This window comes from Streptomyces sp. NPDC005863, from assembly GCF_042871345.1.
Lineage (GTDB): Bacteria > Actinomycetota > Actinomycetes > Streptomycetales > Streptomycetaceae > Streptomyces.
Genome location: NZ_JBIAII010000014.1, coordinates 147,229 through 159,885, shown reverse-complemented (window position 1 = coordinate 159,885; position 12,657 = coordinate 147,229). Strand labels below are relative to the sequence as shown.

Genomic DNA, 12,657 nt, shown 5'->3' with positions numbered 1-12,657 from the left:
CCTCCCCGAACAGCGGGCGCCCGCAAGCCAGTAGCATGCGGGCGCATGAGCTCCCCCACTGGGCCCGCATCCGGCCTGCCTGTACGAATGCCGCGCCCCCGTCAGCCGGGCCGGCACCGCCGTCCGGAGCCCGTCGCGGCTCCTGAGGGCGCGCCCGCACTGGTTCTCGCCGTGCCGGGCGCCCCCAGCACCACCACGCGCAGCCTCGCCGAGGAAGTCGTGAGCATCGCCCGCTCCGAGCTGCCCGGCCTCGACGCCAGAATCGGCTACCTCGACGGTACGGAAGACGCCACCGTCACGTCCTTCCCCGAGTTCCCCTCGCTGCACTCCGTGCTGGCGCACGCGGCCGCCGAGCGCACCGCCCGCGTCGAGCGCGCGCGTGCCGCCGGCGCCGAGATGGCCGAGCCCGACGGCCCCGTGGCCGTCGTCGTGCCGCTGCTCGCGGGACCCGACGCCGCGCTGATGCGCCGCATCCGGCAGGCCGTCATGGACAGCCGCGCCGCCGCCGAGCTGAGCGATGTGCTCGGCCCGCACCCGCTGCTCGCCGAGGCGCTGCACGTGCGCCTGTCGGAGGCCGGTCTCGCCCGCGCCGACCGCGCCCGCCTGTTCACCGTGGCGACGGCCGCGGACGGCATCGTCCTCGCCACGGTCGGCGGCGAGGAGGCCGTGCAGGCCGCCGGGATCACCGGCATGCTGCTCGCCGCGCGCCTCGCGGTGCCGGTCATGGCCGCCGCGCTGGACGAGGAGGGCGCCATCGCGGCGACCGCCGAGCAGCTGCGCGGCTCCGGCTCGGCCCAGCTGGCGCTCGCGCCGTATCTGATCGGCCCCGAGCTCGACTCCGGGCTGCTCGACGCGGCCGCCAAGGAGGCGGGCTGCTCCGTCGCCGAGCCGCTCGGCCCCTACCCGGCGATCGGCAAGCTGGCGCTCGCCAAGTACACGACGACGCTCGGCATCACGCCGCAGCAGCCCTCGGGCACACCGGTGCACTGAGCGCTTCCGTACTTCCGTACGTACGGCGAAGGGCCCGCCCCGATGTGGGGGCGGGCCCTTCGCCGCGTCCGGATCCGGCTCAGCCGAAGACCACGCAGGAGGCGGCGGGCACCGGGACGGAGCCCGAGCGGGTCGGCAGGCCGGTCTCCTGGTCGACCGTGAACCAGGTGACGTCGCCGGAACGCTCGTTGGCGGCGTACAGGTGCCGTCCCGCCGGGTCGACGGCGAGGTCGCGCGGCCAGTGCCCGCCGCACGGCACGGTGGCGGTCAGCCTGGGCGCGTCGCCGGCCTCGTCGAGGGCGATGACCGAGATGACGTCCGCGCCGCGCGTGGCGGTCCACAGGAACCGTCCGTCGGGCGCGACGACGACCTCCGAGGGGTAGGTGTCGCCGTCCGGGGCGTCCTCGAGGACGGGCAGCTCACCGAGGGGCTTGAGGCTGCCGTCGACGGCGTCCCAGGCGCAGACCGTGAGGGTGGGGCTGAGCTCGTTCAGGACGTACGCGCGGTCGCCGCGGGGGTGGAAGACGAGGTGCCGGGGGCCGGAGCCGGGGCGCAGCGCGACCTCGCGGTGGAGGGTGAGCTCGCCGCCGTCGAGCGCGCAGACGCGCACGGAGTCGGTGCCGAGGTCGACGCCGACCGCCCAGCGGCCGCTCGGGTCGGCGAGGACCTGGTGGGCGTGCGGGGCCTGCTGGCGCTGGGGGTGGGGCCCTGAGCCGGTGTGCTTGAGCTCGCTCGACGGGGCCGGGGCGAGCGTCCCGTCGGCGCGCAACGGTACGGCGGTGACGCTGCCCGAGGGGTAGTTCGCGGTCAGCACGTGGCCGGCGTGCAGGGCGAGGTGGGTCGGCGCGGAGCCGACCGGGACGGGCCGCCCCGCGAGCTCGACGCCGCCCGGCGTGGTCCGGAAGGCGGCGACGGCGCCGTCAGGGGTCTCGCTGACGGCGTAGAGCGTCTCGCCGTCGGGCGAGAGCGCGAGGTAGGAGGGGTCGGGAACGGCGTCCGTGGCGCCGATGAGCGTCAGCGCGCCCGTGCGGGGGTGCACGTCGGCGACGACCACGCCGGGGCCTCCGGCCGCGGTGAAGGACCCGACGTAGGCCCGCCTCGCCTGCCCCGCCGGACCCGTCTGCCCTGCCTGCCCCGCCTGCTTGCCGACGCCCACTGCCAGTCCCCTCTCACCCGGCGCCGCTTCTGCGACGCCGCACCACGATCAGTTGCGGCTGACGCTAGCAGCCCGGTCTAGACCAAAGGGGCTGGGTGGGGTGGGGTGGCGGAGGGTGGGGTGTGTGGTGGACGGGGGGTGCGTGGGGGTACGGGGTGGGGCGCGGGTAGACGGGCCGCGCCGCCCAGCCTGCGCTGCGGCCGGGCGCGGCGAAGGACGGCAGCCGTGGCCGACGGCGGGGCGCTGCGGCCGGCGGCCGGATGCCGTGCAGGGGTTTCGCAGGCTGACCTGGCTGACCTGCGCGAGCACCACCGGCACCGCCGGGCAGCGCCAGAAACAGGCACGTCGCCGTCCAGGTGGCCGCCCTGAGCCCGGCGCCCCAGACCCGTACATCCGCCCCCGACGTAACCCCCGTCCGGCGCCCGCCCGCCCGCCCCTCCCCCACCCCGGGCCGCGCCTCACACCCCCTGCGGGGTCCTCGTCGAGACGCTCAAGGGGTGGGCCAGTTCCGCGAGGGCCTTCTCCAGGCCGTGCAGGTGGGCCAGTGCCGGGTGGGCCACGGCGGTCTGCGGCGCGGTGAGGGCGTCGGCGGCCGGGCGGCGCGCCGCCTCCGGCGCGGTGAGCGCCTCCACCGCCGCCTCCACCCGCCAGCACGCGGCGGCGAGCCGATCGTCGTGCGAGGCCTCGGGGTCCGCCGCGATCGAGGCGAGCCCGCGCACCTCGCGGGCGCAGGCGTCGAGCAGCGCGAGCACCTGACGGGCGCGTTCCTTGCGGGCCCGCAACGGGCTCCCCGGGTGCACCAGCGGCGCGAGCGAGAGCCGCACCTTGCCGAGCAGCTGCTCCAGCTCGGCGACGCGCGGCGCGGGATCGGCGGTCTCGGACCCGGCGAGTCGCGCGGCGGCCTCCGCCGTGCAGGCGTGCACGCACCGCAGGGCACGCTCGATCCACGCGTTGGTCGTGGCGTGCGTGGTGACGGGCAGCACCAGCAGGACCGCGAGGACGGCCCCGAGCGCCCCCGCGCCGGTCTCGGCGACGCGCAGCGCGAGCAGCCCCGGGTTGAGCACGCCGAGGAGGCCGTACAGGACCCCGGCCATGACGGTGACGGCGAGCATCATCCACGTGTACGACACGGCGGCGGTGTAGAAGATCCCGAAGACGCTCACGGCGACGACGAGCGCCGAGGGGACGGGCGCCCCGTGCAGCGGCACCGCGACGACGAAGCCGGCACCGATGCCGATGACGGTGCCGAGTACCCGGCGGAAGCTCCGTACCAGCGTCTCCCCGCTGGACGCCGTGTTCACGAACACCCACCACGTGGCGCCGACGGCCCAGTACCACCGCTCGCCGGACAGCAGCTGCCCCACGGCCAGCGCGAAGGCGCCGCCCGCGACGGCCTGCACGGCCTGCCGGGTGGTCGTACGGGCGAGACCACGGGCGCTCGGCGGCGTAGGTACGGTGATGCCGGCCACCCGGCGTTCGTAGCACCACGCGCCGAAGCGCACCGCGGACGACGCGCAGAGCGAGAGCAGCACGGCGGCGAACAGCTCGGGCAGCTGACCGGGGGTGGTGTGCAGGAACTGCGTGGCGAAGAACATCATGAACGCGAAGACGCCGAGCGAATGCCCGCGCGGCCCCCAGCGCCGCGCGTACACCCCGGCGCCCATCACGCCGAGGAACGCGACGTCCCGTGCCACGGGTACGTCGTGCAGCACGGCCGCGAGCGCCAGTACGGGGAATCCGACGACGGGCAGCAGGGCGGTGGTGGTGGCCTGCCCCCGTACGGTCGCGTCGCCCACGGTGAAGAGCGCGAGCAACGCGGCGAGCCCACCCGTGATCGCGGCCACGAGCGAATGCCCGGCCGCCCCGCACACGGCCACGGCCAACGCGATGCCGAGCACGGCCCGCGAAGCGAAGCGCAACCGCATCCGCCCCGGATCCGGCGCTACGAACACCCTCTTCAGCACGGCTTCCCCGCCCCTTCCCGTTCAGCTCGACCTGGCCGACCCGTCCGGCCTGCCCGCATGAAAAAGGCGCCGCGGAGATCCGCAGCGCCATCGACAGACACATCACACCACTTCCCGACCCGATGGCTCAACTCGTTCCCACAGCGCTGAGCCATTGGCCCAGCCTCACCCTCTCCACCCAGTCCACAGGAGAACCAATGGATCACGCCGCCCTACTACCACCGGGCTCCCTGCGCCCTCCCCCACTCACGGGCCCGCGCCCTACGCTCAGGCATCCGGTGAGCGAAACCGAAGGTCACAGCCACCTCGTCTCCGGGCACCGCGAACTTGGTCTGCTGCCCGGCGGTCAGCGCACCGCGGGCCCGGCCGACAGCACGCTGCCGGACACCGTCGCGCGTATCGTGCGCGAAACCGACCTGGCACCTGCGTCCACCACCCCGCCGACGCAGTACAAGCCGTCACAGGGAAAAGCCATGAACCCTCTGGTGTTGATGTCCGATCCGCGGGTCGCCGCGGTCCCGGTGCGCGAGTGCGGGGAACCGCTCGTCGACGTACGTGACCACAACTTCCGCGTCGATCCCCGCGAGCAGGATCCGCAAGGTGCGTTCGCCCACGTCCGCGAGGGTGTCCTGACTCGGCTGGAACATGCGCGCGCTCCTGCCCGTCGGCACCGACCTGCTGTTCATAGAGGCGCACCGCCCACTCCTCCAGGAAGCCCGCGCGGGGCCGGGCCGCGCGTCGTCCCTGCGGCGCTTGGCCACGGACGCGCACCGCCGGCACAGCACCTGGACGCGGGCAGCAGGAGCACGCCGACTGACGCTGCACCGCCCATGACCGGCGAGGCCCGCTCGGTGTCCCACCGGGTGGGCCTAAGTCGACCCCCTTCGACTCGTACGACCGATGCTGCCGGATCAGAGCCGTTCGGTCATCACCGGCGGCACGATCAGGTGCCGCGCCCGGTGTTCGGCTGCCTTGATGATCGCCCAGCCGGCAGTTCGGTCCGACATGGCCGGGCGCTCCAGATCCTCCCGGCACGTCCTGCACTGCGGGCACGCCGCCTCGAAATCCGGCAGGAGTTCCACGTGCTCGCTCGCCATGTGCTGCGCGAGGGCCAGCTGCGCGGAGAGCCCGGAGTCGAACGGGTCGTAGTCCACCCCCGGCGCCGACGCGAGCTCAGCCTCCGCGACCGCCTCCCGCACCGCGATCATGCGCTGATACAGGCGCGTGCACTCGTCGCAGGCCATCAGCCAGGGCGGCGGGATCGGCCACAGCTCGTCGTCTCGCAAGTCGTTGGTCGCCATATGGCCAGCCTAGAGCTGGGGGACGTCCGACGGTGCCAACCACCCCAACGAGGCGCAGCGTTGGCAGAAATTCGGTCCGCCGCAGGCAGCCGCGCCCTGGCTCACCCTCCCGGTGCCGCGGGCAGTTCCACGGTGATGCGGAGCCCGCCGGCGGGACGTGGGGTGAGCGTGAGGGTTCCGTCGTGCGCCTCGGTGATGGTCTTGACGATGGCCAGGCCCAGGCCGACGCCTGCCTGGTCGTTGTGGATACGTTCGGTGCCGCGCTGGAAGGGTTCGGTGAGGGTCGCGACCCGTTGGGGGGTGAGCCGCTCGCCGGTGTTCTCCACCGTGAGCACCACGGTCTTGGGGCGGACGCCGGTGTGGAGCCAAATGGCGCCCTGTCGCGGCAGGTTGTGGACGATCGCGTTGTGGACGAGGTTCGTGGTGAGCTGCAGCAGGAGCGCGGGCGAACCGCTCGTGAGGGCGATGTCGCCGCTGGTCTCGAGGGTGACACCGTGCTTTTCCGCGAGCAGGTGGAGCGTTTCGGCTGCTTCCTCCGCGACGAGTGACAGGTCGACGTCTTCTCGGGTGAAGGACCGCTGGTTGGCGCGACTGAGCAGGAGCAGTGCCTCGGTGAGGTCGATGGCCCGGGTGTTGATGGTGTGCAGGCGGTCGACGAGTTCGCCGGTGTCGTGGTCCGGATCGGCGCGCGCGACGTCGATGAGTGTCTTCGAGATCGCCAGTGGGGTACGCAGCTCATGCGAGGCGTTGGCGGCGAATCTCTGCTGTTCCGCGAGGTGGGCTTCGAGTTGGGCGAGCATCATGTCGAAGGCGTCGGCGAGTTCGCGGAACTCGTCCTTGCGGCCCGGCAGCCGGATCCGGTGGGACAGCGATCCGGCCGTGGCCGTGCGGGTGGCGTGGGTGATGCGGTCCAGGGGGGCGAGCATGCGTCCGGCGAGGATCCAGCCTCCCAGGAGGCCGAACACCAGGAGGAACACCACTGCCGCGGCTGCCGTCGGGGCGAAATCGCGCCCGAATTGAATGACCGGATTTGCTCGCACCGCCCCCGATTCGTTGGTTCGCAAATACCCCGATCGCAGAAGGAACGCTCCCACGACAACGAGCAGCAAGGCCCCCGCGAGCAGGAGGAGTCCGGCGTAGCTGAGGGTGAATTTGAGGCGGATGCTCAGGCCGGGCCGCCTATCCACGGTCGCCGCCCCCACGCCCGATGACGGGTGCTGTGTCGATGCGGTAGCCGACGCCTGGCACGGTGGCGATGAGCCAGGGTTCGCCGAGGCGTTTGCGCAGGGCGGAGACCGTGATGCGTACGGCGTTGGTGAACGGGTCCGCGTTCTCGTCCCACGCGCGCTCCAAGAGCTCTTCGGCGCTGACGACACCGCCTTCCGCGGCCACGAGGACTTCGAGGACCGCGAACTGTTTGCGGGTGAGCGCGATGTAGCGGTCGTCGCGGTAGACCTCGCGGCGGAACGGATCGAGGCGCAGGCCCGCGATCTCCCGCACCGGAGGCCGGTTGTGGGCGCGCCTGCGATCGAGGGCCCTGAGTCTGAGCACGAGCTCCAGGAGTTCGAAGGGTTTCGTCAGATAGTCGTCGGCGCCGAGTTCGAACCCGGATGCCTTGTCGTCGAGACGGTCGGCGGCGGTGAGCATCAGGACGGGCATGCCGCTGCCGGAGGCGACAATGCGTTTGGCGATCTCGTCGCCGGAGGGGCCGGGAATGTCGCGGTCGAGGACGGCGATGTCGTAGGTGTTGATGTTCAGCAGTTCCAGAGCGGTGTCGCCGTCACCGGCGATGTCGGCCGCGATCGCTTCCAGGCGCAGGCCATCGCGGATGGCTTCTGCCATATAGGGCTCGTCCTCGACAATCAAGACACGCATGTCCTGGAGGATACGAGTGGGCACATATCGTCGACGTATCGAGATGTGCATACGCGCGGGCAACAATCCGTCCTGGAGCGCCGCCCGGGTCAATCGGGTCGTTCAGGAAGCGCTGCCGAACGTCGCCGAACACGCCGCCTCCGGGCGGGCCGACGCCCGAGCCGGCGCTCCCCTGGGAAGATCAAATCTCTCTCAATTCCCTGTTGTTAGGTGGCGCATGCACCTAAGGTTGCCGAGGCGTCGGCGAACGACCGGCCGACGTCTTGTTCGCACACATACGGGGAGTACGAGATGAAGCGCGTGTTCAAGGGGATGGCCGCCGGGGCGGTGACCGGTCTTCTGGTGTTGCTGCCGGTCACGGAGTCGCAGGCGGCGGTCAGCCACCTCAAGTCGGACAGCGGGAAGTCGTACAAGGGCTGCAAGAACAGTGTGGTCATGTGGCGCGACGGCGGGAAGATGTTCGCCTACTCGAAGCTGACGTGCAGCAAGCGGCAGGCCGTCGTCCGTGCGAGCGTGGCTCTGTCCGGCGAGAACGGCAAGACCTTCACGAAGTCGCTGGACGGCTGCAAGCTCGCCAAAACGTGCACCAGCAAGACCATCAGCCTGAAGGGCAAGAAGAACTGGACGTTCCGCGCCTCGGGCGACGGAACGGCGTCCGGACCGGACTGGAGCGAGGGCGACCTCTCGTGGCCGACCTCCAGCGTCGCGCACGTGTCCTACAAGTACGCCTGACCGTCCTCTCAGGCACAGGTGAAGTAGACCTTCCAGCCGCAAAGACGTCATGAGCCCGCATCCGGTCCCGCTCAGGGATTGACCAGGCTCCGACATGCCGGGCGGCTGCGACTCCGTCTCTTTCGGGGTCGGAGTCGCCCGGCACTCCGGCCGACGACCTCAGCCGGCGGAGGCCCGTACCCGTCAGGCGCGGGCCTCCGCCGCCGCGACGATCCAGTTCCTGAACTCGACGGCGTAGTGCCGCATGTGGTGCTCCAGGACCTCCTGCGGACAGGCCGTGGGGAAGTACACCGTCAGGTTCGCGGTGAACCCGTCGGCCGTGTCGCCGAACTGGATCAGCGCCCGCCCGACGACGGTGCCGTCCTCCAGGAAGAGGTTCGAGGACATCTTGCGTGGAAACTCCGCCTCCGGGAGGAGTTCGGCCGCGTCGTCGGCCCAGGCCATCTCGGCCGTACCCCAGCCGCCCATGTAGAAGGAACAGACGTGGGGGACGATGTTCTCCACCACGCGCGCCCCGATCTCCTCGGTGCCCATCACGTAGTGCTCGGGGTGCGCAGCCAAGAGCGGGCCGGAGTCGTCGCCCGCGAAGGCCGCGTCCATCCACGCAAGGAACTCACCGGACGTGAGGCCGCGCGCCTGGAGCACCGTCGTACCCGCGTTGAACTGGCCGTCGGACGCGCGGGCGCACTCCCGCAGGAAGGCGTTACCCTCCTCGATGTCCGCGGCCAGCAGGTCGAGCAGGCCCTGGCGACCCAGGCGCACCCTGAAGCGGTCCAGGGCGCGGCGGGCGTAGAACAGCTCGTAGTCGTCGATGCTGCCGACGCCGGTGGGCCCGGACTCGAGCGTCACGGTCACAGCGGGGAGAGTCTGCCGATCGGTCATGGTCGTACCTCCGATATGATGCGAATGTGAATTCACATTCGCATCACGAGGTTACGCAGGGAGGACCTCCCCTTGTCAACCGTTCCTGCCATGACCACCGCCGATACGATGCGGGTCATGACCGACCAGCACGACCGCCCGGCGCCGTACAAGGAGCCCCGGCAGGCGCGCAGCGCCGCGACCCTGGCCCGCGTACTTCGCGCGGCCGAGGAGATCGCCTCATCGGCCGGCCTGGAGGAGATGACGATCACCGGCGTCGCGGAACGCGCCGGCGTCTCGGTCGGCACGATCTACCGCCGCTTCGAGGACAAGGAACAGCTGGTCAACGCCCTCACCGAGCGGATGCTGGACCGCCGTGAGGAGTACGTGGCCGAGCAGCTCCGCACGGCCGAGCCGTCACTGTCCGGCGTCATGGCCGCCTACGCCCACGCCCTGCTGCAATCCTTCGCCGACAGCAGCAACCTCTTCCCCGAACTGCTGCGTGCGCGGGGGGCCAAGCCCTCGGACCGGGGCGCACGCACCATCGTCGAGGTGCACCGGCTCCTGCTCGAAGCGGCGGCGCCCTACGCGGACCAGATCCGCCGCTCCGAGCCGCAGAGGGCGCTGGACACCGCGGCCCGCGCCCTCCTCGGCGCCTGCTTCCACAACTCCGTACGCCCCGATCCGGCGACCGGCGAAACAGACCTGCGCCGCTACGCGGACGAACTCAGCGACATGGCCGTCGCCTACCTCCTCACCCCCGACCGCCGGGGCACCACCCGCGCCTGAGCCGTTCCAAGGGAAGCCAAAAGAGAAGCCAAAGCTGACGTCGCGCGTCATCGCGATGCCCCGACTGGGCCTGGCCACGGGCGAGTTGGAAGGTCTTCGCCGCCTTGCTCGACGGGGGATGCCACGACCTCCGCGGTTTCCTCGTTCCACATCAGTCCCACGCGGTGATCAGGGTCCGTTCCCGCACCAGGTCCGCGTGGACCTCCGGCTGGCACGGGTCCAGGCCTTCCACCGCGTCGTCGATCGCCGCCAGGGCTTCCCGACGGCGTCCCAGCTTCCGCAGGGCCGTGGCCGTGCGGAAGAGCATGATCGGGTCGTCCGGAGGGAAGGCGGGCCGGGCGGCCAGGTCCAGGATGTGCCGCGCCTGCTCCGGCAGGTCGTGGCCGAGCCACAGGCCGTGCAGCAGCGCGTGGCAGACCTGCAGGTTGTCACCCGCCTCGGCCAGGCTGCGTTCCGCGGCGGCCAGACCACTCGGGTCGGACCGTGCGAGGAGCGCGAAGGCCTTCAGGGAACGGGTGTACGGGTCCGAGTGCGCGTCACCGGCCGACATTCGGTGGAGTGAGTCCAGCATCGTCCGGCAACGGAAGTCGTACCGCAGGCCCACGAGATGCAGATGACGTAAGACCGTGTCGTGGCTGCGCCCCGGACCGCCGCGCCCTGACGATCGCGGCGGATCGGCGAGATGACGTACGGCGCTGTTGCGGCGGGCACGCGCATACCAGGCGAGCGGAGCGCAGAACGCGGCGCTGGTGGACCAGTCGGCTCCGGCCAGACCCAGCCAGTGCGCCGCCTCCCGCGGCCAGGCGGCATCCGCGTCGACCGAGCGCCGGACCTTGTCCCGCACCACCGTCAGGGCAGCGGATCGCAAAGGGTGCGAGACCAACGCCCCCGCCAGGACGTCATCGATGTCGGGCCGCTCCAGCAGCGAGGACAGAGCCGCCCGGGCACGGCCACTGCCGTCCTGCGTACCGGCCAGCGCGAAGAAGTCCGCACGGGCCTCGTCGGGGACGGGCGGAACGGGCACGTACCCCTTCATAGAGTCCCCTTCATAGGGTCAGTCCTGTCGTCAGCCGTCCCACGGGGCGCATCCGGGTTCGCATTCGCATTCGCCTCGGTCATTTCTCGATACTGGCCGAGTACCGCGCCACCGACGCAGAGGCTCCCTGCACGGTCACCCGGGGGCAGGAGCCGACGCTCCACGGTCTACGTCCAAACCGCAGACCGACGGACGCCGACCACCCGCCCCGTCAGCCCTCCTCGTCGAGGCCCGCGAGGCCCTCCTCCCAGCGGCGGCGGCGTTCGGCCTCCGACTGCTCCCACCAAGGCGTGCCCCGTTCGCCGAGCGCGATCTTCGCCCGGTTCACGCGTGCCCGCGCCGCCCGCTCGGCCTGCGCGTCAGCCGCGGTGGTCGCGGAGCGCACCGCGCGACGGGCCGCCATGAGGTGCCGTCGCAGCCGGGCGGCGACGTCCTCCGGGATCAGCGGATCCGTCGCCCGCCACTTCCTCCCCTTGATGACGACGAAGTGCCCGTCAGGAGTCTTCGGCGGTGGTGCGCGGTGTCCTTCCACACGCGCGATTCTGCCTGCCGGCGTGGCGCGCGTCGTGCGGAGGCCCGGCAGGACACGGCCCGCCTGTCAGGCGGCGCTGCGGATGCCCGCACCGTCGCAGGGCAGCCGGGTGCCCGCGTGGTGGGCGGCGAAGTCGCGCGTGGCCTGCTTCTCCACGTCGGTGATCGCCGTCGACGACACGTTGATGATGCCGCCGAAGGGGCGGTCCACGTCCCTGATGATGATCAACATGGTCGTCAGGAGCGCCGTGATCACCGTGAGCATGATCATCTGGCCCCGATTGCCCTTCCGCGGCAGACAGATGCCGAGCGCGAGCACCGTGATGAACAGCGTGGCGAGCAGGAACCAGAAGATGGTCCCCGGAATGCTCGCACTGGCTTGAGTGAGGCGTTCCTCGCGCTCGTCGGACCGCTTGTTGTCGGCGGCGATCAGCATGCCGAAGACCGGTTTGCCCTCCAGGGCGCGGAACTTCTGCCGGACGTCGGTGGACCACACACTGGGCACCGTGGAGCCGTGGCCGTCGGACATGGCCGGCCATTCGTGGGCCCGCACGGCGCGGGCGTAGCAGACCGCGTCGGCCTGGATCTGGGCGCGCTGCTCCGCGGGGGCGTACTCGGCGGTCTCCACGAGCTGGTCCAGGGCGCGGGCCTCCCCGCGCGAGGCCACCTCCGCCTTGCCGTACGAGCCGTTGGCGGTCACCAGGACGAAGGCGAGGAGCAGGACGGTCAGGGTGAGCAGCGGCCCGACGAGGTCCTTGACGGCCATGCCCGTGTCGTCGTCCTCACTGAGCAGTCTCGGCCGCAGCCATCGGTTGGCCGCGAGGCCGGCGAGCAAGGCGATGAGGGCGACGACGATGACGAGGACCACGGGGTGGCCACCTCCGGGACAGGGTGGGGGCGGTTTTTCCCTGCTCCGGACGCGGACAGGGCGTCGTGATCATGTCGTGACGGGTCCCTGCCCCGGCCGCTGAAACGATCACCCGCCTTCCAACGAGCGAACCCTCTTCCGCCAGAAGGAGGTCATCCGCCCGTCCGCGTCGCCCGCCTCCCCGCCGATCTGCCCCGGCAGCCGTCAGGCGAACGGGTCGCCCAGCACTCCGGCGAGGCGGATCAGGCCTCGCCGGCCGTCGTCGGTCGTCACGGCGTACAGGGTGTAGAGCCAGCCGCGCTCGGCCGCGTGCGCCTCGGTGCACGCCAGGAGTTCGCCGACGTCGACGCCACCCTCCCCGCCCCCGCCGTCACCATGTCCGCCACCGGCGCCGGAGACCTCGTACTCGTGCGCCCGGCCGGTCGAGCGGTCCCAGAAGTAGACCCGGTAGGTGGCGTGGTCCTGTTCCCACCTGATGTCCCGGGGGTCGATGCTTCGAAGATCCATACCGTGAGCCTATGCCGCCCGTCCGGGTCACCCGGAGGCCGCCCGGG

General features: G+C 71.6%; 14 protein-coding genes. 3 read left to right on the top strand and 11 right to left on the bottom strand.

Translation table 11 applies throughout. The features are described 5' to 3' along the window. Positions 1-45: 45 nt before the first annotated feature. A complete protein-coding gene (locus tag ACFYO9_RS34730) occupies positions 46-990 on the top strand; it encodes a hypothetical protein (protein ID WP_358779296.1) in 945 nt (314 codons plus the stop codon). A 79-nt stretch (positions 991-1,069) separates the two neighbouring features. On the opposite strand, the gene ACFYO9_RS34725 is transcribed toward ACFYO9_RS34730, so the two are convergent. The 6 genes from ACFYO9_RS34725 to ACFYO9_RS34700 form a co-directional block, all read right to left on the bottom strand. Further along, complete coding sequence (locus tag ACFYO9_RS34725; protein WP_358779295.1) at positions 1,070-2,146, bottom strand: lactonase family protein; 1,077 nt, start codon at positions 2,144-2,146, stop codon at positions 1,070-1,072. A 458-nt stretch (positions 2,147-2,604) separates the two neighbouring features. Then, positions 2,605-4,110, bottom strand: a complete 1,506-nt coding sequence (locus ACFYO9_RS34720) for an FUSC family protein (protein WP_358779294.1) — start codon at positions 4,108-4,110, stop codon at positions 2,605-2,607. Positions 4,111-4,568: 458 nt separating this feature from the next. Further along, positions 4,569-4,757 (bottom strand): hypothetical protein, encoded by a 189-nt coding sequence (locus ACFYO9_RS34715; protein WP_358779293.1) that lies wholly within the window; start codon positions 4,755-4,757, stop codon positions 4,569-4,571. A gap of 264 nt (positions 4,758-5,021) precedes the next feature. Further along, positions 5,022-5,411 (bottom strand): hypothetical protein, encoded by a 390-nt coding sequence (locus tag ACFYO9_RS34710; RefSeq protein ID WP_355815236.1) that lies wholly within the window; start codon positions 5,409-5,411, stop codon positions 5,022-5,024. A 101-nt stretch (positions 5,412-5,512) separates the two neighbouring features. Continuing rightward, entirely contained in the window at positions 5,513-6,598 is a 1,086-nt protein-coding gene (locus ACFYO9_RS34705; protein ID WP_358779292.1) for a HAMP domain-containing sensor histidine kinase, read from the bottom strand. After that, positions 6,591-7,286 carry a response regulator transcription factor gene (locus ACFYO9_RS34700; protein ID WP_358779291.1) on the bottom strand — a complete coding sequence of 232 codons (696 nt, stop codon included), beginning with the start codon at positions 7,284-7,286 and terminating at the stop codon, positions 6,591-6,593. The genes ACFYO9_RS34705 and ACFYO9_RS34700 overlap by 8 nt, the downstream gene beginning before the upstream one ends. 291 nt (positions 7,287-7,577) lie before the next feature. Between ACFYO9_RS34700 and ACFYO9_RS34695 the strand changes: the two genes are divergently transcribed. Then, positions 7,578-8,018 (top strand): hypothetical protein, encoded by a 441-nt coding sequence (locus ACFYO9_RS34695; protein WP_358707847.1) that lies wholly within the window; start codon positions 7,578-7,580, stop codon positions 8,016-8,018. A 183-nt stretch (positions 8,019-8,201) separates the two neighbouring features. On the opposite strand, the gene ACFYO9_RS34690 is transcribed toward ACFYO9_RS34695, so the two are convergent. Then, entirely contained in the window at positions 8,202-8,873 is a 672-nt protein-coding gene (locus tag ACFYO9_RS34690; RefSeq protein ID WP_358779290.1) for a hypothetical protein, read from the bottom strand. A 117-nt stretch (positions 8,874-8,990) separates the two neighbouring features. Here ACFYO9_RS34690 and ACFYO9_RS34685 point away from each other — a divergent pair, with 117 nt between their 5' ends. After that, the gene (locus ACFYO9_RS34685; RefSeq protein ID WP_358779289.1) at positions 8,991-9,668 is read left to right on the top strand and encodes a TetR/AcrR family transcriptional regulator; all 678 of its coding nucleotides are present in this window, start codon (positions 8,991-8,993) and stop codon (positions 9,666-9,668) included. 151 nt (positions 9,669-9,819) lie between these two features. On the opposite strand, the gene ACFYO9_RS34680 is transcribed toward ACFYO9_RS34685, so the two are convergent. The 4 genes from ACFYO9_RS34680 to ACFYO9_RS34665 all read right to left on the bottom strand — a co-directional run bounded on the left by ACFYO9_RS34680 (position 9,820) and on the right by ACFYO9_RS34665 (position 12,610). Next, positions 9,820-10,692 carry a hypothetical protein gene (locus tag ACFYO9_RS34680; RefSeq protein WP_358779288.1) on the bottom strand — a complete coding sequence of 291 codons (873 nt, stop codon included), beginning with the start codon at positions 10,690-10,692 and terminating at the stop codon, positions 9,820-9,822. Between the two features lie 223 nt (positions 10,693-10,915). Beyond that, a complete protein-coding gene (locus ACFYO9_RS34675; protein WP_358707855.1) occupies positions 10,916-11,236 on the bottom strand; it encodes a hypothetical protein in 321 nt (106 codons plus the stop codon). Positions 11,237-11,302: 66 nt separating this feature from the next. Then, positions 11,303-12,103: a hypothetical protein gene (locus ACFYO9_RS34670; protein WP_358779287.1), complete on the bottom strand. Its 801-nt coding sequence runs from the start codon at positions 12,101-12,103 to the stop codon at positions 11,303-11,305. A 204-nt stretch (positions 12,104-12,307) separates the two neighbouring features. Beyond that, positions 12,308-12,610, bottom strand: coding sequence for a hypothetical protein (locus ACFYO9_RS34665; protein ID WP_358779286.1), 303 nt, complete (start codon positions 12,608-12,610; stop codon positions 12,308-12,310). Between the last annotated feature and the right edge of the window lie 47 nt (positions 12,611-12,657).

Coding starts and splice junctions, on each gene's coding strand:
- ACFYO9_RS34730 (WP_358779296.1), top strand. CDS start 46: ATGAGCTCCCCCACTGGGCCCGCATCCGGCCTGCCTGTACGAATGCCG.
- ACFYO9_RS34700 (WP_358779291.1), bottom strand. CDS start 7,286: ATGCGTGTCTTGATTGTCGAGGACGAGCCCTATATGGCAGAAGCCATC.
- ACFYO9_RS34715 (WP_358779293.1), bottom strand. CDS start 4,757: ATGTTCCAGCCGAGTCAGGACACCCTCGCGGACGTGGGCGAACGCACC.
- ACFYO9_RS34685 (WP_358779289.1), top strand. CDS start 8,991: ATGACCACCGCCGATACGATGCGGGTCATGACCGACCAGCACGACCGC.
- ACFYO9_RS34710 (WP_355815236.1), bottom strand. CDS start 5,411: ATGGCGACCAACGACTTGCGAGACGACGAGCTGTGGCCGATCCCGCCG.
- ACFYO9_RS34695 (WP_358707847.1), top strand. CDS start 7,578: ATGAAGCGCGTGTTCAAGGGGATGGCCGCCGGGGCGGTGACCGGTCTT.
- ACFYO9_RS34665 (WP_358779286.1), bottom strand. CDS start 12,610: ATGGATCTTCGAAGCATCGACCCCCGGGACATCAGGTGGGAACAGGAC.